This is a genomic window from Prevotella communis (genome assembly GCF_022024115.1).
In the GTDB taxonomy this organism is placed as follows: domain Bacteria; phylum Bacteroidota; class Bacteroidia; order Bacteroidales; family Bacteroidaceae; genus Prevotella; species Prevotella communis.
Genome location: NZ_CP091792.1, coordinates 670,612 through 690,859, shown reverse-complemented (window position 1 = coordinate 690,859; position 20,248 = coordinate 670,612). Strand labels below are relative to the sequence as shown.

Sequence of the window (20,248 nt, the reverse complement as noted above, 5' to 3'; positions counted from 1 at the left end):
CACTAATTCAGCTTCTAGCCTGCTCTTAGGCAGCAATCACTCTGCTCCTAGGCTGCTCCTAGGCTGCTCCGTGGAGCACTCACGAAGCAGGCTAGAGTATGGCTAGAGTATGGCTAGAGTATGGCTAGAAGCAGGCTAGAGTATGGCTAGAGTATGGCTGAGGGATGATGTAAGATGTAAGAGGGAAGATGTAAGAGGGAAGATGTAAGAGGTAAGATGTAAGAGAGAAGAGGTCTGAAGGCTGAGTCAGTCGGGGACTGGTACCTGTCTCATGTTCTGCGGCGGGGCCTCGACGGATATCTTACTATATATAGCTCAAATCGTGAATTGAGCCGATTGATTTCATGAATTGAGTTAACTCAATCGATGAATTCACTCGAGTGAAGTTTTTGAGGGTATTATAGTTTTTTGCACAAAAAAAATATCCCAGCCACGGAAAATGTAGCTGGGATAATATGTAAAGAAAAATTAACTCTTATTTCTTAAACAGATGAGGAATGAACTCATGGAGTCCGCGACGCCAGGTGAGGAACTCATGACCTGTGCCCTGAGAGACAGAAGAGTCAACCTTGATGCCAAGCTGACGGAGGCCGTCAACGATAGACTGACTGTTGACGAAGTCGTCAGATCCCCAGTTCATATACATATAGTGCACCTTTTTATTGAACTCATCGGCATTGGCGAATACGCCATCGTAGGCAGTCTTCACATCGAGACCGAAGATAGCACCGCTGAAGGTACCGATCCAAGCGAACTTATCCAGATTGGTCAGAGCCACATCGAAGGTCTGATGACCACCCCATGAGAGACCTGCCATAGCACGGTTGTCGCGGTCGGTCTTGGTACGGAAGTTGGCATCGATATAAGGAATCAGGTCGTTGAGCAGTACGGGATAGAAAGAAGCACCATACTCGCTGCGACCAGCCTGGTTGTTGCCACCACCGAAGGGCTGCTTGATATCACCGCTCTCCATGACCACAATCATTGGCACGGCCTCGCCCTTGCCAATGGCATTGTCCATGATGTGCTGCATCTTACCCTGAAGCATCCAACTGGTCTCGCCCTCGCCCATGCCATGCTGCAGATAGAGCACAGGATAGCGCTTCTTGGCATTCTTTGTCAGTTCATACTCTGCTGGGGTATAAACCAAGGCGTGGCGCCACTCGCCGAACTTAGAGTTGGGGCTGTGGTAGTAGATGCTGCGCACCTGACCATGGGCGATGCCCTGCTGCGGACGATAGTAGTCGCCCTCAGGACCCTCGGGTACCTCAAGACCACCGCACTCACGGTTGCAACCGAAATAGGTCTCGGAAGCAGGATCAATGAAGTTGACACCGTCGATATTCAGGAAATAATAGTGGAAACCTACGGGCAGAGGATCGGTGACAGCCATGAAGACACCATTGCCCTGAGGCTGCATGTCGTACTTCTTACTGCAGATATCCACAACGACCTTCTTGGCCTGAGGTGCCTGGATGCGGAAATAAGCACGACGCTGACTGTCAACCTTGGGGAACTCGTTGCCAGGAATAGCATTCTCAGCTGTAACGGCATCGGCAGGAACCACCATTTTCTTGATAGCTACAGGCAGATTCTTGGGGCGTTTGGGCTCGAAACCGAGGTGACGGGCTACGGCCTCACCATAACGGCAACCCAACTCACGATAGCCGGCAGCATCGAAATGCAGGCGGTCGGGACCATTAGAGCAGTCGTCGGAAGAGATAACCTGAGAAGTATGGATAGTATTGGGCAATTCGTCGATCTGCTTCTTACAGCCGATGCAGACACCTTTACCACCAGCCTGCACGATATTTCCAACATAGAGGTTCACCTCCTCGGGTTTCAATTGCAGGTCGCCACAGAGGTTCTCGTACACCTGTTTCACCATGCCGGCCCACTTCGGGTCGCCTGTATTAGTCTCGCCCTGATGCATCAGGATACCCTTGATGACACCATCCTTCTGAGCCTTCTTGGCCAGCGTGACCAGACGCTCGTAGGGATTGTTATCATAAGCAGCCAGCATGCCCTTCATCCACTGTGGAGCCTTATTCTTGGCATAGTTCTCAATGCTGTCGGGCAGGAAGCCCTTGATATCGATACCACCGATAGCTACGTGGATCACACCGATCCTGATATTTTCGGGCGTAGAAGCCACCATGGTACGACCGAACCAGTCGGCAGGGGTCAGACCAGTATTAGGACGGCACAAAGGTGCTGAAGCCTCGCACCACTCACCCATCTTACGTCCCTTATTAGGGAAGTCAACAGCGGGCATCAGCAGAAAACGAGAACCTGGGCTCTCCAGGTCAACAGCCTCTGGACGGGCATTTCCCTCCATGTTAGACTGTCCGAAACAAAGGAAGATGTAGAAATTAGGATCGGGCTGCGCCACCTTCTCGGCTGCAGTCTGACGAATGGTGCTCACCTTCGTCTTTTTCGCGACTGCCTTCTTTTGGGCAGACGCGCTACAAGGCAGTGCCAACAGAAGGGCTGCCATCGTCAAGGTTTTTAGAGAATTAATCTTCATAATAGTTATTAATAAATGGTTTGAATGAATTATCTAACAAGAATTTTCCTGCCCTTATTGATATAGATGCCAGCCTTCAGTTTCCTGGGCTCAGCCAGACGACCGTCAAGCGAATAGAGCGGTGCACGGAAATCATTGTCATCGGACACCACGCCACGAATGGCAGTGAGAGCAGAATCGTATTGTTCATCATTGGAAAGAAACACGTCATCAAGCTTAATCGTACCTGCCTGAACAAAACGGAAAACCATCTTATAGACCTTAGAAGGATCCATGGTGCTGTTAGCGTATTTCAAATGATGCAAGTCGATGACGACAGTTGTACGATCATTGATAGTATCACGATAGGCGATACTTCCAGAAGTTCCACTCTTCTTATATAGCCATATCTGAGCATTTGCAGTCTGGGGTTCTTTCAGTTTTACAACAAGATATTTATAAGAAGACCAGTCGGCCAGTCTTGGGTAGGTCCATGTGGCAATACCAGGAGCCGTAGCTGTCAGTGTGCGTGTGGACTCCGTATAAGAACAATTCTTACCTGCTATAAGGTCAAACTGATGAAAAGAGAAATAAGGATATACCTGACCCAGCGTGTAGAGTGCCTCACCAGCATAGCGGCTACCCATCATGCGATAGCCTAAAGCATTGAAATGCCAAGGGTCGGCGCCATTACCAGGACAGCCCTCAGAACTAATCACATGACTATTTCTTACAACACTCGGCATCCTTGCCACCTGCGTATTATGGCCATAGCAAGCCCCACCCTGCTCCTGGCGCAATGTCTCACCAACAAACAGAGGCACGGTATCTGTAGCCAAGCCTAGGTCGGACAACATATCGTTATAAATCTTCTTCACCATATTGGGCCAGTTGGGATCACCATTATTCGAGCATCCTTGATGCAGCAGGATGCCCTTGATGACACCCACCGTCTGTGCCTTCTTAGCCATCTCAATGATACGTCCGTAAGGATTACCACCATAATGGTTTTTGGCCAAAATGGCCCACCACTCATTGGGGTTCTGCTGCAACTTCTGCTGATACTTATCCTTGTCGAACATCTCTATAGGACTGCCACCCATGGCAACGGGGATCACACCGATACGGATATGCTCAGGCAATGATTCGCACATCATACGTCCAAACCAGTCGGTAGGACCAAGTCCACCGTTAGGACTGACCAATGGCGGTGTGGCCTTGTACCAGTTGCCTTTGGTACGTGAGGGATTGGAGAAGTTACAGGTGGCCAACAGGCGGAAACGATTGTCGATACCCGTCTTATCTATAGACTCTGGTTGGGCATTTCCTTCCATGTTTGACTGTCCGAAACAGATATAGATATAGAAATTAGGATCTACCTCGGCCATCATCCGCACAGCGGAAAGAGCTACCAAAGCACAAATAACGTATAAACGTTTCATTTTCTTCAAGTTTCGTATTTGATTACTCTCTTAGGAGTTAAGGAGTTAAGAAGTTAAGGAGTTAAGACATCAGTCTTTTCCCTTGAATTCCCAATAATCCAGGCGCACATCACCTGATGTCTTGCTGAAGCAGAGGTACAGGTCGTGAACACCAGCAGCCTTCTTCACCTTGGTGGCAAACGACTTATAGGTCTCCACAGAACCAGTAGCGCCAATCTTCACGGTACCGATAACAGGACCATCCTTGCTATCCAGACGCAGCGTCAGTTCAACAAATCCCGTAGAGGCAGCACTGATAGCAAACTGGCGGGCACCGGTGGCGAAGTCAACACCACGCAGGCGGATAAACTCGCCATCATTGATATCGAAGACATACATATTCTTCTTACCAGTAGAGTAAGGCATATCCTTGATGACACCGGTATTCTCGATACCCATCTTTGCGGTCTTCAAACCGTTGCCCCAGTTCATGGTCTCGGCCTCAACACGCTTATAGGGGTTCAGCCACTCAATCTGCTTCAGAGGTTTCTGGTTCAACCAGTAAGGTATCTCGGGAATGGTGCCATCGGCATCATACGTAATCTCCTGTGCCGACACCGTACGACGCTCGTGATGGATATAGGTATCCAGGTGCATCAGGTCATAGTCCTGGCCAAACACATACGAGTGTCCCTTATAGTCACAGATGCCAGGATGATTTCCGCGGTCGCGCTGTGTGGGACGCATGATATAGTTCTTCCACTCCCAGGGTCCCATGGGCGAGTCGCTCATGGCATAGCCCAGTGCCTCAGGACAGCAAGTCGTGGCATAAGCCAGGTAATACTTACCATTACGCTTATAGAACCAAGGACCTTCCTGGTAGTTCTTCACCTTCCAGGTAGCCTTTTCGCTCCATGAAGCACGGAGGTTGATCTTAGCACCCTCTTCCTTGACAGGACGCATCACGCCATCCTTCTGGTTGAGCACAAAGATATCGCCACTGGTAGAGATCATGTCCTCATTGAGTTTGATACAATAGACATGCGGGTTGCCCCAATACATATATGCCTGTCCGTCGTCATCGATAAACACAGAGGGGTCGATATCATCCCAGTGCTCCGTCTGCCACACCAGGGGCTTGCCAAGAGGATCCTTAAAAGGACCATAAGGCGAGTCGGCTACCAAGACGCCGATGCCATGACCATGAAGCGGTGCATAGAGATAATACTTGCCATTACGCTCTACGGTCTGGATAGCCCATGCACCATTGTCGCGGGTGCGCCAAGAGAACTCCTTCAAAGAAGCCACAGCACCATGTTCGGTCCAGTTCACCATATCGGTGGTTGACCACAGGAGCCAGTCGTACATAAAGAAACCAGCCGAATTCTTCTCATTGGCATCAGGGATATCCTCGGGAGAGGCATCGTGCGAGGTGAAGAGGAACAGCGTGTCGCCTACCACGATAGGTGATGGGTCGGCAGTATATTTTGTCTGGAAGAGTGGCATATTAACGTTCAACGGGTCGTTGACAGGATAGACCACCAAGACAAAGCCACCACGGGGACGCAGCTTCATAGAAGCAGGATAATCTTCCTGAAGAGCCACATGGAAGCCACGATCGCCAGCATCGCCGTAAAGCATGATATCACCATGCTGTTTGCCCTGCTTCAGGAAAGAGAGGTCGAGAGGCAAAGTTTTCTCTTCGTCGGTACCATTGATACCAGCGACATACCATGTCTTGCCACTGCGACGTGCCATGACCACCGACTCACCGGGATAGCCAGAGAGCAGACGGGTCTCGTCCCAAACGGTAGGCAGGGCCGAGAGGAACTGCTGCACGTCATGGGGCTGGGCCAAGTAGCTCTCGGGACGGTCGGCCAGATGTTGCAAACCACTCTCGAAGAGCACCGTCAGTGCCAGTTCATGGGCATGTGTAGTGATATGAGGATGCTGTGAGTCGCTGAATGCGCAAGGGGTATAGTCCATCGGACCAATCACATTACGGGTGAAAGGCAGTGTGGCATTATGGGCTGCCGCCTTCTTGGTGAAGGTAGGCACATTATTATACCACTCGGCACCATAGACGCCCTCGGTACTCATCAGGTTAGGATAGGTGCGCTGCCAGCCACGAGGGATAGTGGCACCATGGAAATTAACCAGCAGATGGTGCTTGGCAGCACTCTCCAGCAGGTCGATGCAATAGTCCATATTCTGCTGGGTATCGCCAGAGAAGAAATCAATCTTCACACCAGCCACGCCAATCTTCTCGCACCAAGCAAACTCCTTCTCACGGTCTTCGGGCTTGTTCAAGCGGAACTTAGGACCGGGAGCACCATTTACCCAACCCACAGAGGAGTTGTACCAGATAAGGGGCTTGATACCCTTTGACTTAGCATAGTTCACGGCATCCTCAATGGTCTTGCCATCTTTCATCTCGTCCCACTCAGCATCAATCAGGACGTAGGGCAACTGCAACGCCACTGCCATATCCACGTATTTCTTGATGATGTTATAGTCGTTGGAACCATGATTATAGGCCCAATAGACCCATGACACGGTGCCTGGATGAATCCAACTGGTGTCTTCAATCTTACTGGGTTCGGAGACATCCGTTATCAGGGTTGACTCCACCACATCAGCCAGAGAACCGATGATTGCGACACGCCAGGGAGATTTGAGGTTTGAGGTTTGAGATTTGAGGTTTGATGTGGCTCCATCGGGCACTACCTGATAGAGGTCGCCCTTGCTATGCAGACTGGAAGCTGCCTGACCCTTGCAGATATTTGCCTCAGAAAGGAGAACGAACACGCCATCGGCAGGCTCCAAGAGGGCGGGATAGCCCCAACGGCCGTCTGTTGCCTTGGTGTTCAGAGGAAAGAAGCCCTCATAGCCGTCGGACCATTTCTGCATCCACCGCTTGGTACCCTGAGAAATCTTATAGGCCGTCTTCTCCTTGTCCGACAAGCCATCGTAACGGAAGGCGACACCATCATTATACAGACGCATCGTCAGACGGATATCCTTACTGAGTGTCAGCTGATACTCGTTGGCCTCATTGATGCAATGCAGACGCTTACCTGTCAGCATCTGATAATCGGCTGCTACATGATGCGCCTTGCTCACCTTCTGAATCTGTGAGTTGCCATTTCCCAGTACAGGGATGTCAAGCACCTGTTGCTGCTGATAATAGACCTTACAGCCTTTACCCGCTGTTACAACCTTTAACTTCGCATTGGGCGATACCATGTCGGCAGCATACATGCCGCATGTCATGCTCCACGTAAAAAGCAAGAAAAATACCTTTTTCATTATATTATTTCATTCTTAGTTTTCCTTCAACAATATAAATACCTTGTGGTAACTTAGGCCATATCTCCAACGAGCCGAGCTTAGTGCCCTTCGTCGTATAGACATGCGGCTTAGAACGATTGGTGTTCGTGTCGATCTCAGGAACATCGGCAAGCAGTTTTTCCTGTTGGAGATAACGGTGGCGCAGAGCGGAACGCACCGCATACCACGCCTTCTTCTTTCCGAGACCGGAGTTATAGAGCAACGGATTAGAATTGCTACGCCATGAGTCATTATCCTTAATACCCCAGATAACGAGGTTAGGACAATTGTCGTTATTCAGCACAATATCGGTTATCATACGGTAGTTACGTGCCTGCTCCTCCAGATTAGCAGTCGTCGTAGAGGGTACGCCCATATCCAGTTCCGTGATAATACATTTCAGACCGGCCTCGCCAAAAAGGCGGATGGTCTTTTCCAACTTCACGGAGTCCACATCACCGATAGAGAAGTGGCACTGCAGACCGACACCATCCAAAGGAATCTGCTTTGACTGCAGACGTTTCACCAGATTAGAGAAAGCCACAGCCTTGGCTTTACCCTGCATCTCCACATCATAATCGTTCAGATAGAGCTGGATATCCGGATCCGCCCTACGGGCATAAACGAATGCAGAGTCGATATAGTCATCACCGATAGCCTGCTGCCATACCGTAGGACGCAGTTTATAGCCATTTGGATTGGTACGGATAATGCTCTGGTCATCGTCCAGACACTCGTTGACGACATCCCATTCTACCACCTTACCCTTGAAATGCTGGAGTACTGTGGTGATATGATTCTTCATGATGTCCAATGCCTGCTGGCGTGTCCAGCCTTTGTCATTCTTCTTACCATCGCTACTCAGCCAAGTAGGCTGTTGGGTATGCCATACCAGACAGTGACCACGAACAGTCATATTATTTGCTTTCGCCAAAGAGACAAGGCCATCGGCGGCACCCCAACTGAAATTTCCCTGTGAGGGTTGCAGCACATCCATCTTCATCTCGTTCTCGGCCACCATCATACTAAACTGGCGGGCAGCCTCAGAACGGTCGCTATCCAGTCCCTTGTAGGTACAGAATGCCATACCTATCTTCTTGCCATTCTTCTCGGCATAGTAGCGCAACGTCTTGCTGTCGGTATTGTCATTGATACCATCATCATAGAGTGCACCCATGGTACTCTCTGGAATCTCCGGATTATTCGGATCTACAGGATTATTGGGGTCGGCATCTTCTGTAGAAGCCAGACGTAGCACCACCTTATAGCCCTCGTCATCTGTTACCTCTTCAAGAGCCCAGGTGCCCTTGCCCGGCTGCAACAGGTGGAACTGCCAGTTGCCAGACTTGCTCTTTGCCTTTAAGACGGTAATCTCCGTTCCTACCTTAAAAGGCAGTTCTTCGAGGGCAAGCGTGATAACTGGAGCCACCTCGCTCGTAGAGAAATCCTCCGTCATATTACTATAGTTGAGGCTACCTGCCACTACCAACTGGTCATAACTGTCGACAGAAGCCACCTTGAAGCGCAACACAGAAGCGGGATGCACCGTGAGGTTGGCATTCTTCGTTGGTGCGGCATAGTTCTTAAGGGTCAGCACGCCCGGAGTCTCGTCGCCAGGTTCGATGGTACCATAGTTATCCACCATGCCGCCAATGCTACCCGTACCGCCGAGGACACCATTGGTCAGGACGTAGGCCACAGGCGTTGACTCACTGCTCATCGCCCCCAGCGCGCCACTGTATTTCTTGCTTTCAGCCTCAGCACGGTCATTGTTGATCAGCACTTTACCAGCCTTCACACGCAGTGCGCCGGTGAGGTTATTCTGATTACCCGTGATGCGATAGGTTCCAGTGCCCTCCTTGATGAGTCCCAGGATGCTACCGCTATTAGGAGCTATCATACCTGCCAAGACGGCATCGGTGTTCAGGTTGCCAACCAGATAATAGGACTTGCGATCCTTCTTCATATAGCCTTGCAAGGTAGAGCCGGCCTCCATCTGCAATTCGCCAATACGAAAACCGCCGGCATTGGCATTGTTGGCCTCATTGCAGAGAATGGCACCGCTATGCACCGTCACCTTACAGTTCTGCATGGCATTATTCAGTTTGCCACCCTTGATACAGTCGTCAATATTTTCGGGCGAGAAGACCTTTCCACCATGCGCCAGGACGACATTGTAAGAACCTGCAGAGGGAGAATTCTCCTTGAAAGGGTATATGTGGGCGTCACCTCTAAAATTCGTCCAGTTAGCCCATGAGGCCCCACTCTTGGTTCCCAGATAGCAGCGCTCACCGCCAGCATAGAGATTGATAGTGCCCTTACCGCTGACAGCCGACGTGAGATAGCAATAACGGGCCAATTTCACATCGGCAGTATTACCTGAAGCTACAGAAATAGCCTTGTCGTAGGTAATATAATTACTTGAGGTATTATTACCGTTCCCGTTTCTAATATCAATAACAGTATTCTGTGCCTGAGCACCAAGTAACGGCAGAGCCGCTAAGAGAAATATAAGTCTTTTATGTTTCAGCATAAAAACAAATTCGTTACAACAAAATCAATTCGTGTAATTCGTTAAATTCGTTGTTTCAATAAATTATAATTCGTGTAATTCGTTAAATTCGTTGTTTCAAAAAGAAATTATTTCAATTTGTCAAACTTCGCATTCTTCTCAATGGTCCATCCCTGACGCTTTGACAAGCCGCAGTCCTTGCCCTTGAACATCTTAGCCGACTGCTTGTCGCCCTTCAACTGCCAGTTGAGCCAGTTCAGAGCTACCACAGAGAACTCGCCACCATGAGGCTGACGATAGGTGCCACCATGACCAACGGGGAAATTGGCAGCGCAGCAAGGCACGTGACTAATCAGATGGAAGTCGTCCATACCATTCTCATAGGCAATATCCTCCTTGCCACCCAGGATATAGATAATGCTGGAGTGGATATCCTTCAGCTTAGACTTGTCGGGCATAGGCATACCACCAACAGCCTGATTGCGGTTGCTGTTCTTGAAGAGACCACTGTTGCAGATCATCAGCGTCTTGATGCGAGGGTCGGCACAGTTGTAGAGCGTCTGCAGACCACCGCACGACATGCCAGCCACACAGATATTCTTCACGTCAATCTTGTTATAATAAGGTGAGTTCTTATCCGCATTCTGCGCGATGATCCAGTCGATAGACTCAATCTGCTGCTGCGTGGTTGACATCGGTCCATTATAGGGTTTCTCCTCCATGGGGATATAACCCGTGGCCAGCACGATATAACCATGAGAGGCAATCTCGTTCAGGAACTTATAGTGCTCCCATGGAGAGTTGGTGCAGGCACCATTGCCCCATACGAGAACAGGCAAGGGATTCTTTTTATTGAAAGCCGACAGATCCTGAGGCACGAAAATGGTGTGGGCCTCAAGGGTAGCCTCTTCCTTCATGATAGCCTTATACTTACCCAGTCCGCCCTCTTCTACGACAAGTGACTGCAGACCTTTGATCTCCCACCAGTCGAAATTGAAGAGTTTTGGTCCCTTGCGACCAGTGAAGACGAAATACAGGTCATGGGTACCCTCAGCCTTCTCGGCAAAGTCAACAGACAGCGTCTGCCATTTCTCCCAACCGCCAGTAGCGGGCACTTCCAGTGTGGCAAGGCGCTTACCTCTGAGACTGTCAATACGTACCTCAATCTTTCCGCCACGCAAGCCAGAGGCCACACGGGCGAAGAACTGCTTAGCCACATTTCCATCGAACTTCACGTTCTGCAGTTTGATATAGTCGCCATTATGGATCTCAGTGACATAAACACCAATCTCATCATTCTGTTCGGTCTTCACGCCACGGCTGAAAGCCATTGTCTCGGCCTCCACCTTTCTGTAGGGATTGAAGGTGGCGATAGGTTTCACGCCCTCATCGGTAGGCAGAATTTTGGGGAAAGAGCCATCAGCGTTATACTTGAACTCCTCAACAGCCACGCTACGACCGAAACCGCCACCCTTCGGCAGTTTGCCAGTGTGGTAGAAGAAATATGAATGACCCTTGAAATCGGCCACACCACAGTGGTTGGTGAAAGAACCAGTATTGCTCAGTGGCATAATCTCGCCTGCATATTTCCAAGGACCTGTGGGCGAGGAAGCGGTACTGTAGGCGATATGTTCGGGCACACCACCGGCAGCATAGAGCAACTGATATACACCATTACGCTTGGTGAGCCAGGGCCCTTCTACATACGAATCCTTATACTGTTTTCCCTTCTCGCGCTTACTCATGATAGGACCACCAAAAGCCTCTTCGGTCATATCCAGACGTCCCAGTTCACCGCTATAGGAAATCATGTCACGGTTCAACTTCAGGTAGTAGCACTGAGGATTACCCCACATCAGCCATGCCTGACCATCATCATCAATCATCACCGTGGGGTCGATATGATCCCACGAGCCATTCTCAAAGAGGGGCTTACCAAGGGCATCCTTAAAAGGACCTGTAGGACTGTCGCTCACGGCCACGCCGATGGCCATACCACCAGAGAGTTTGCTATGGGCACAGATATACCAATAGTACTTACCGTCGCGCTCTATCGTCTGACTGGCCCACGCACGGTCGTCAGCCCAAGAGAAACTCTCCAAAGCCAGTGGAGAACCATGGTCGGTCCAGTTCACCATATCCTCGGTAGAATAAACGCGCCACTCCTGCATCCAGAAGAAATCGGCATTATCCTCATCATGTCCAGTATAAACATACATGCGGTCACCGCATACCATTGGTGCGGGGTCGCTTGTAAACCAGGTCTGCACAAAGGGGTTCTGTGCTTGAGCAGCCATAGCAGTCAGTGCCATCATGGCTGCACTCATCATAGTCTTCTTCATTTCTTAGTATTGTGTATTGTTATTTTAAAATCATGTCCTTTCTGTCGGCTTGTCTTCAACTTGCCCTTGGCATCCTTCCACTGGAAAGTGATGCGCGAGCACTGACCGTTCTGATAAGCCATCGATACACCGTCATCCTCATAAAGCGTAAAGGAAGCATCTGCACCAGCATAAACATGCAGTTCGTCATTGCTCATGGGGATAATGCTGCCGGCACGCACAAAGACAGGGATGCGAGCTTTGGTAACGGTCGTCGTCACCGTCTGTCCGCCATCATAATGCTGACCGGTATGATAGTCGTACCAGCCGCCTTGCGTCTTAGGCAGGTAGGTCTTCCACGTCTTCACATCGGGTTCGGTGACAGGACTGATGAGCAGTGCCGGACCAAACATATACTCATATTTCTGATCCAAAGCCTCGGCATCATCGGCGAAATCGAATACCAAGGGGCGCATCAGCGTAGAACCGTCGAAAGTGATGTTGGCCGCTATACTATATATATAAGGTAAGAGGCGATAACGCTCCTGCAGACAATCAGAGATGATCTGCTTTGCCTCGGCACCATAGTTCCAAGGCTCTGTATTACTCATATAACCATGCACACGCATCAGGGGCAGATAGACACTGGTCTCTATCCAGCGCAGCATCCTGTCGATATAAGCCTGGTCGGTATATTGATTACCGGGACGGAAGAAACCGCCGGCATCATACGTCCACCAAGGAATACCGGCAGCCTGCATACCTAAGCCTGCCGTTATCTGACGGCGGAACGTCTCCCAGTCGTTACCCACATCACCACTCCACATGGCAGAGCCATAACGCTGGATACCAGGGAAGCCGCAACGGGTGAGGATCATGGGACGTTTAAGGGAAGAAGGAAGAGTGAAGAGTGAAGAATTTGCTACCGCACTTGCGCTCGTCAAGCCTTCGTAGACCGTTTTGTTGACGAGAAGCGGATAGACATTACGCACCTCTTCCCCACTCCACTTGCCGTTGTTCACACGGCGTCCAAGGAGGTCGTCGTTCTCTGGTTCCGTGGCATCCTGCCACCAGGCATCAATACCCAGGGGAACAAGGCGGGTAGAGAAATTCTTCCAATAGGCGGCAGCGGCATCGGGATTGAAGAAGTCTATCCAGTCGGTGCCGGGGATATAATAGTTGTCGGCGCCCATCTGCTTGCCAACCTCTGAATTCTTGTCAATCTTTGACCATACGCTGACCATCAGACGCATATTCATGGCATGCAGACTATCTGTCAGCGCCTTAGGATCGGGATAGAACTGCTCGTCAAAGCGCATGGAGTTCCAACCATACTTTCCCCAGTATTGCCAGTCCTGCACAATGACATCCACAGGCATCTTCTCTTTCCGGAAACGATTGGCCGTCTGAAGAATCTCATCCGACGAATGGAAACGCTCACGACAATGGATATAGCCCAGTGCCCAACGGGGCATCAAGGGGGCATCGCCCGTCAGATGACGATAGGAAGCGATGATTTCATCGGGTGTTCCGACAAACACGGTATAGTCAACAGCCTGGGCTACAGGAGAGCGGAGCACCGTCTCGTCCTGCACCTTATCATAATACAATACCGGATGATCACCTCTCGACAGTTCGGCCTTCACCACATGATGACCAGCCTTCAAACGCACAATTGTAGAGGCTGTAGGTGGCAGCCACGTATTCTGCATCTCTATGACCGTCTGCCCATCGATAGTAAGGTTATGACGACGAGCCATCTTCTGACCTACATCGAGCAACAGCGAATAATCGCCATCCTCGGCAAGGTCGATACCGGCCTCAAAGATATTACGCTGACGCACCTCACGGCGTCCGCCCTCCGTCGTTGTAACATTTACCACCTCAGTGCCACCTTCTCCAGACTGTCCTAACTGCAGAGCTACACGCTGACGGCACGGATTGAACTCCACCATACCGTAGTTGTTCCACAACACGCCATAGCCCTTGCTCGACAAAAGCATGGGGATACTGATTTGGGTGTTGACCTGCGTCAGGCGGCGAGAGAGACCACGCACATCGTTAAAGCCATCCTGAAACTGACCCAATCCATAAAGATGCTCATCCTGCGGAGAATTAAAAGAAAGGGTTGCCTCGCTGCCTTGCATCTGGTGTGCTGTAGCAGAGAAGACCTCCTCTCCCTTTTTGTTTCTGATGACAACGCGTTGCCTACTGGCATCCACGTCAACGGTGATATCCTTAGACTTCACCTCTTCATCCTTGACATAGAGCCACTCTGGCAGACGCTGTTCTATCGGCTGCTCATAATATTGTATTCTCACCGCATTACGTGCTATCTGGCGCACATTCAATGTTCCCTTACCAAACGACACCTTGCCTGCCATCGCAGGGATGGCAAGCAAGGTGACTATACCTATATAAAACAACCGTTTCATCTTTTCAATGCTTAATCTTTAATGATTAATGTTTAATTCATAATTACAACAGCGCCATTCGTGGGGATGGTCACGGTGAGTTGCTGTTTCTTATTCTGTTTCACTGTGCTTACGCTACCCTGTAACTGTGCATCGTCGCTATAGACCTGCAGTTCGGTACCCTTAGCGAACATCGGCAAAGTGATGGTCTTCTTCAGAGGCTGCTTGTCGGCACAGATACCAGCCACGAACCACTTATCACCATGACGGCGTGCCATGATGCAGTACTTACCGGGATAGCCATCGATGAACTTCACCTCGTCCCAGGTCGTGGGCACGTTCTTCATGAAATCCACAGCCCAAGAGGGAGCATCCGTCAGGTTGTTGGGAGCCATGGCAAAATGCTGCACACTGCTCTGGAACAAGACGGCCGTTGCCAAGGCATAGACATCACTGGTCACACGGTGTGTGCCACGTTTATTGTCGGCATTATAGAACTTGTTCAGTGTTGAGCCACCAAAGTCCATTGAACCCACCGTGTTGCGGATGAAGGGATGGATACAGCCATTGAAAGCCTCAGCATCGCATGAGCCCTGACCGAAGTGCAGGTTCTCTGATGCCAGCACAGCCTCAGAAGCCACATAGTTAGGATACATACGTTCCCATCCACGAGGCAGCGTGCAACCATGGAAGATACACTGAATGCCAAACTCGTTGGCGTCGGTCAGGATATCCTCGTAGAGCTGCATCATAGCCTGTTTGTCACCACCGAAGAAGTCAACCTTGATACCCAGAATGCCATTCTCCTGCATCCATTTCATCTCCTGACGACGAGCCGCAGAACGATTCATCTTGTTCAGGGGCGACTGAGGGGCATCATTCCAAGAGCCGTTAGAGTTGTACCACAGGAAGAGACCCACGCCTTTTGACTTGGCATAACGAGACAGTTCTGCCATCTTCTCATAACCAATCTGTTTGTCCCACAGGGCATCAATCAGTACCGTGCGCCAGCCCATAGCAGCAGAGAAGTCGATATAACGCTTCTGCTCGTCGAAGTTACAGCTGGAGTCCATACCAATGATCCATGACCACGAACCGGCGCCATAGGTATAGTCACGGCTAGCCTTATACTTCGGTTTTACCAGGTCGAAAGCTACTGTGGTCTCCACCACATTCTGCAAGGTATTTCCCACCGTAATCGTACGCCAAGGTGTCTGGGCAGGCAGACTGACAGAAGCTGTCGTGGTGCCCCAGCCATTCATCTCGCCCTGCTGAGGGAAACCAATCTTATAGTTGGCACCACCGTCGTTGAGCAGACGGCAGGCCACGTAGTTGCCATCGGTACCGGTCTCAGAAATCAGTACCCAGCCCTGTCCCGTGGGCTGCGACTTGGTTGCAGCAACCGGCACCTTGAACAGACAAGGGAACGAATAGCCCTCGCCCCAGCCGTTCTTACCCATAGGCTCATCGAGCGTATAAGAGGTCTCGTAGCTGGGAGATGTGCGAGCAAAGCCACCCATTGGCTTTGACTGCGGACAGAGGAAGGTGGTGGTACCGTCGGGCAATACAAAACCGCTGGCCTCATTCTCTACGATAGCCACCAGCGTCTCGCCACCACGACTCTTCCTTGAATACAATTTATATGAAAAAGCCACGTCACGGTTGCTCACACGAAAGATGATATCCATGGCATGACGACCATTCTTCTCAACCTGACAAACAGCCTCGGTAGCCTCATAGTGTACGGTGCTCTGCTTGATGGTCTTCAGCGAATAATCATCGGTCACCGTCTGTGTGGGACAGTCTTTAATGACAAGGTCTTTTGTGAGATCCTCAAAGTTCAACACCAGTCCCAGTGGCGAGCGCAGCAACATGGCCGTGCCCTTGTAATCCACCTGATAACCAGGCTTTCCACCCTCATCATTGACAGTCACCACGAGGTTTCCGTCAGGACTTGTTATCTTTTTCTCAAAAGCCTGTGCCGACAAGCATGTCAGCAACAGGCTACTAAAAAACAAAACTTTTTTCATTATTATCTGATAATCACTTTTTTCTTTCCGATGACATAGACACCAGCAGGCAGCTGCTTCACGGCCTCGCTGCGGTTGACACCAGTCTGGAGCAACTGACCACCCAGTGTATAGACATTTACCATCTCTGAATCAGGTGTTACCTCCACCTCGTCAATACCTACAGGATTCTCATTGGTCAGGTACACCTCGCTCACATAGATCTTTGCCGTAGCAGTCGTACCGTCACTTGTCAGACTGATAGAAGCAATATTGGTGAGGTCAAGTGGCTGATTCTTCTTCACTGCCGTGGTATAGCGGGCCGACTGCAAATCAATCACAGTCACCTTGTTTCTTGCGAGTTCAGAAGCATACCATACATTACTTATCTTGGGACAGATGATAACACCAAAATTAGGCGTTGCTGTTGTCAACGAAATCAGTTTGATAACCAAATATCTGAACTCTGAGATATCAATAGGCGTATCATAAGACCATCCAATACGTCCGTTCTTATTTGGAACAAAGATATGGTTCTTCTCTGTATAGGTACCGCTACCTTTCAGGACCTTCACATCATCCTGTCCCAAGGGGAAGTAGGTGCCATTAGCCGTAAACGATGTTTCAAGATTATTGCCCAGAATATCTGTGTAAGAAGCCGTAATGACAGAAGACCCCTGTTTCAGTCCACGCAACTGACCATTAACAATCTCCACATTTTCTGGATTAGACGATTCGTAAGTAACCTGCGATGACACATTCTCCGTGTGCTTATCCTTGAAGGTAGCCGTGATACGGGGCGCATACAAGGCACCAATCTTCAGATACATAGAAGTAGCTGCAGGTGCCAACTGGGTAGCCGTGAACATCGACTCATCCAGCGGTCTGGTGAAAGGTTGATAGAGGGCATCCTCATCGAAGTCTTCCTCGGTAGAGAACCAGTCAAAGTCAGCAGAACCGCCACCAAGCGCACTGGTAGCATAGCAGAACAGGCCGAAACGGGCACCAACGAAGACACTCAGGTTGAATCCCATAGAGGTCTCACCACCAAGCGCAGACCATGTCTTGTTATCCAGCGAGTAGTAGAACTTCGTCTTACTAGTATTGTAGTTGAAAGAGGCGCGCAGATAGACGATATCCGTCACTGTGGCCGAAGCATACTGTTCCTTCGTTGAGGCAGCAGCACCATCCAAGGCATCCTGACGCCAGTAGATTTTATACTCACCATTCTTTTTCTCTACACCAATCTGGGCATAGGGATCCTGGAAGATGCAGATACCGGCACGGTCGCCGTCAGCCAGTTTGGTGACATCTAAACGTACAGTACCAATAGCTGGTTTATCACTGCGCATATAGATACGCTGTGTCAGCGTGTTCTGTGCCTGAGACAACAGGTTGGTGGTGCTGGTAGCCTTCAGGCGAAGCCAGCCGGCACGCTCAAAGAGGCTATAGCCATTTGCCTGTGGCAGGTGGTTCCACTCCCATTGCATGTCAAGTGGGAAATTGCGGAACACATCGGTAGTAGTCATCTGTCTGGGATACTCATTGGTACCGGCAGGCTTGGTATAGGTCTGATAAGGCACACCGTTATTGCCGACGATAGGCCAACCATCCACCCATGTAACAGGCTGCAGGTTGGGGAAACGTCCCAGGGCACCGAGATCCTGCTGCATAATGGTCCACCACTTTCCTGCAGTATCTTCGATAAGGGCACCCTGATGGATGGTGTTCACCTGACCATTGATGGTTTTCTCCACCAGCATCTTCTCCTCGTAGGTGCCAAACGGATCGGTAGAACGGAAAGCAACCTGACCACTGGGCCAGCCACCATAGGTGGCATAGATATAATAGTAGTCGCCATGCTTATAGAGGTGGCAACCTTCGAGACCGGCATCATCACGTACCACGACGACCTTACTGCGTAGCTCGTTGAAATTCTCATCCAGTTCCACCATCGTGAGATGATTGATACCGCAAACGATATAGACCTTTCCATTATCGAAAAGCATGCCTGGGTCATAGTAGTTATGTGCCAGACGCTTCACCGTCCATTTGCCCTCGGGGTCGGTAGCCGTGAGCAACCATGCGCGGCTGTCGTTGCCATTAATCAGGATATAGAACTTACCGTCATGATATTTCATAGAGCAAGCCCACATACCCTTAGAGTAGAAGTTCTGACCATTACGCAGGTTATACCTATCGTCATCGAGCAGTTTCTCCAGTGGGTTAGCGCAATACTCCCAGTTCACCATATCCTTCGACTTCAGGATGGTGGCACCAGGGAAATGTACCATCGTGGTAGATACCATATAATAGGTGTCGCCCACACGAATCACATCAGGATCGGGAATATCAGCCCTCACCACAGGGTTGGTATAGGTGCCGTTGCCATTGTCAGCAATGGGCACATCACACTGATAGTCAGCCACGGGGTTGTTGACCTTGGCATATTCTGCATACCAGTCCATGCATGCCTTACCGCAGGCCTCCTCCAGTCCATCAAAGGCAGGAACCACGGAGCCGTCTGCCAGCAACTTATCAATATCAATCAAGCAAGCCGTACCAGAAAGGGTCATTGAGATATTACCATAATGGTCGTGCACGCCTTTGGTGATAGTACCCCACACAGAGGTACGTCCAGTAGCCCATGTACCATAGTTTGACAATACGGTTTCACCATGCTCATTAACATGATCCGTGCCTGGTTTATAAGGACTCCAGTCAATCTCTGTAATGATGACAGGGTTGGTATCCACTACAGGAACCTGATTGTGGAATTGCGTAATTTTTCTCTGCGTAGCAGCAGGTACGTCAGAAGCACTCAGATTTTTGTCGGCACAGCCATACCATCCGTCATAGTCGTGTACAGCATAGCCAATATTGTCACCCGTAATAGGATATGTCTTATAATCCGCATAGTTAGCCTGCCAACCAGAACCTGGAATCCAGATAATGCCCGTAAAGCCATTCTCACGAATCTTTTCCACGATAGGCTGGAAGAAGTCATGCAGAGCCTTCTTGTCATTATTACCTGATGCATTCTTTACACTGACAGGCTCGTTGGCCAACTCCAGACTAATCTGACCGGCAAAGGCACGAACCGTTTCATTTTTTGAAACGCTGTCCCATACCTCCATCAGGTATTTCTGATAGTAGCCATCTACACGAATTTCACCAGGACAGACACCCGGCGGACGTACCACGACATACATACCATGATTCATAGCCTCTTTCATGATAGGCACATATACAGACTTCATATAGGTAGACAGGCGCTTGGCACTGAAATGCATAATATTAGCCTCGCCACCCACCTCCTGACCTATCGGGTCGTAATACTTAGTAACAGTCTTGCCATTCTCTACAACCTCCTTACTTGTGAATCCAGCGGCAGTAACGCTGCTACTATTGGTCCATGCAGGATCAAGATGCAAACGGAACACATCACAATTAGCCTTCTCCAGTCCTGTAAACAGTTTCTCAAAATAGGCCACACAGTTTTTGGCACCATTGGCATCATAGTTCCATCCCCAACGTCCGCCGTTGAAGTAAGCACTCGGTGTGTCCATCACACCGTGCAACACCACATGATTACCATAGGTATCCACCAGCCATTTGCCTTCTACATGGAGTGAAGGCAGCGGTTTTACACTCTGTGCCCAACCTGCAAGGCCAAGCATCAATGCCACCGCAAAAACAATCAAACGATTCTTCATAGTGCTTTTCTTTCTAGTC

8 protein-coding genes and 1 pseudogene are annotated in these 20,248 nt (G+C 50.0%); all 9 read right to left on the bottom strand.

Going from position 1 to position 20,248, the window contains the following annotated elements; all coding sequences use genetic code 11:
• Positions 1–475: 475 nt before the first annotated feature.
• Entirely contained in the window at positions 476–2,527 is a 2,052-nt protein-coding gene (locus tag L6468_RS02675; RefSeq protein ID WP_237794898.1) for a bifunctional carbohydrate acetyl esterase/feruloyl esterase, read from the bottom strand.
• A gap of 29 nt (positions 2,528–2,556) precedes the next feature.
• The gene (locus L6468_RS02670) at positions 2,557–3,948 is read right to left on the bottom strand and encodes a sialate O-acetylesterase (protein WP_237794891.1); all 1,392 of its coding nucleotides are present in this window, start codon (positions 3,946–3,948) and stop codon (positions 2,557–2,559) included.
• Positions 3,949–4,017: 69 nt separating this feature from the next.
• Positions 4,018–5,502: a family 43 glycosylhydrolase gene (locus tag L6468_RS02665; protein ID WP_237796637.1), complete on the bottom strand. Its 1,485-nt coding sequence runs from the start codon at positions 5,500–5,502 to the stop codon at positions 4,018–4,020.
• Positions 5,482–7,173, bottom strand: a pseudogene (locus tag L6468_RS02660) (glycoside hydrolase family 97 protein); the annotation flags it as partial. The gene L6468_RS02665 and the pseudogene L6468_RS02660, both read right to left, overlap by 21 nt.
• 67 nt (positions 7,174–7,240) lie before the next feature.
• Positions 7,241–9,790, bottom strand: coding sequence for an endo-1,4-beta-xylanase (locus L6468_RS02655; protein ID WP_237794890.1), 2,550 nt, complete (start codon positions 9,788–9,790; stop codon positions 7,241–7,243).
• Between the two features lie 107 nt (positions 9,791–9,897).
• Positions 9,898–12,111, bottom strand: a complete 2,214-nt coding sequence (locus tag L6468_RS02650) for a glycoside hydrolase family 43 protein (protein ID WP_237794889.1) — start codon at positions 12,109–12,111, stop codon at positions 9,898–9,900.
• Positions 12,108–14,525: a glycoside hydrolase family 31 protein gene (locus tag L6468_RS02645; RefSeq protein ID WP_237794888.1), complete on the bottom strand. Its 2,418-nt coding sequence runs from the start codon at positions 14,523–14,525 to the stop codon at positions 12,108–12,110. The genes L6468_RS02650 and L6468_RS02645 overlap by 4 nt, the downstream gene beginning before the upstream one ends.
• A gap of 32 nt (positions 14,526–14,557) precedes the next feature.
• Entirely contained in the window at positions 14,558–16,534 is a 1,977-nt protein-coding gene (locus L6468_RS02640) for a glycoside hydrolase family 97 protein (protein WP_237794886.1), read from the bottom strand.
• 2 nt (positions 16,535–16,536) lie between these two features.
• Positions 16,537–20,229, bottom strand: a complete 3,693-nt coding sequence (locus tag L6468_RS02635; protein ID WP_237794884.1) for a family 43 glycosylhydrolase — start codon at positions 20,227–20,229, stop codon at positions 16,537–16,539.
• Positions 20,230–20,248: the final 19 nt, after the last annotated feature.

Excerpts from the sequence above, each read along its gene's own strand:
- L6468_RS02670 (WP_237794891.1), bottom strand. The coding sequence starts at position 3,948 with ATGAAACGTTTATACGTTATTTGTGCTTTGGTAGCTCTTTCCGCTGTG.
- L6468_RS02675 (WP_237794898.1), bottom strand. The coding sequence starts at position 2,527 with ATGAAGATTAATTCTCTAAAAACCTTGACGATGGCAGCCCTTCTGTTG.
- L6468_RS02650 (WP_237794889.1), bottom strand. The coding sequence starts at position 12,111 with ATGAAGAAGACTATGATGAGTGCAGCCATGATGGCACTGACTGCTATG.
- L6468_RS02645 (WP_237794888.1), bottom strand. The coding sequence starts at position 14,525 with ATGAAACGGTTGTTTTATATAGGTATAGTCACCTTGCTTGCCATCCCT.
- L6468_RS02655 (WP_237794890.1), bottom strand. The coding sequence starts at position 9,790 with ATGCTGAAACATAAAAGACTTATATTTCTCTTAGCGGCTCTGCCGTTA.
- L6468_RS02665 (WP_237796637.1), bottom strand. The coding sequence starts at position 5,502 with ATGAAGCTGCGTCCCCGTGGTGGCTTTGTCTTGGTGGTCTATCCTGTC.
- L6468_RS02640 (WP_237794886.1), bottom strand. The coding sequence starts at position 16,534 with ATGAAAAAAGTTTTGTTTTTTAGTAGCCTGTTGCTGACATGCTTGTCG.
- L6468_RS02635 (WP_237794884.1), bottom strand. The coding sequence starts at position 20,229 with ATGAAGAATCGTTTGATTGTTTTTGCGGTGGCATTGATGCTTGGCCTT.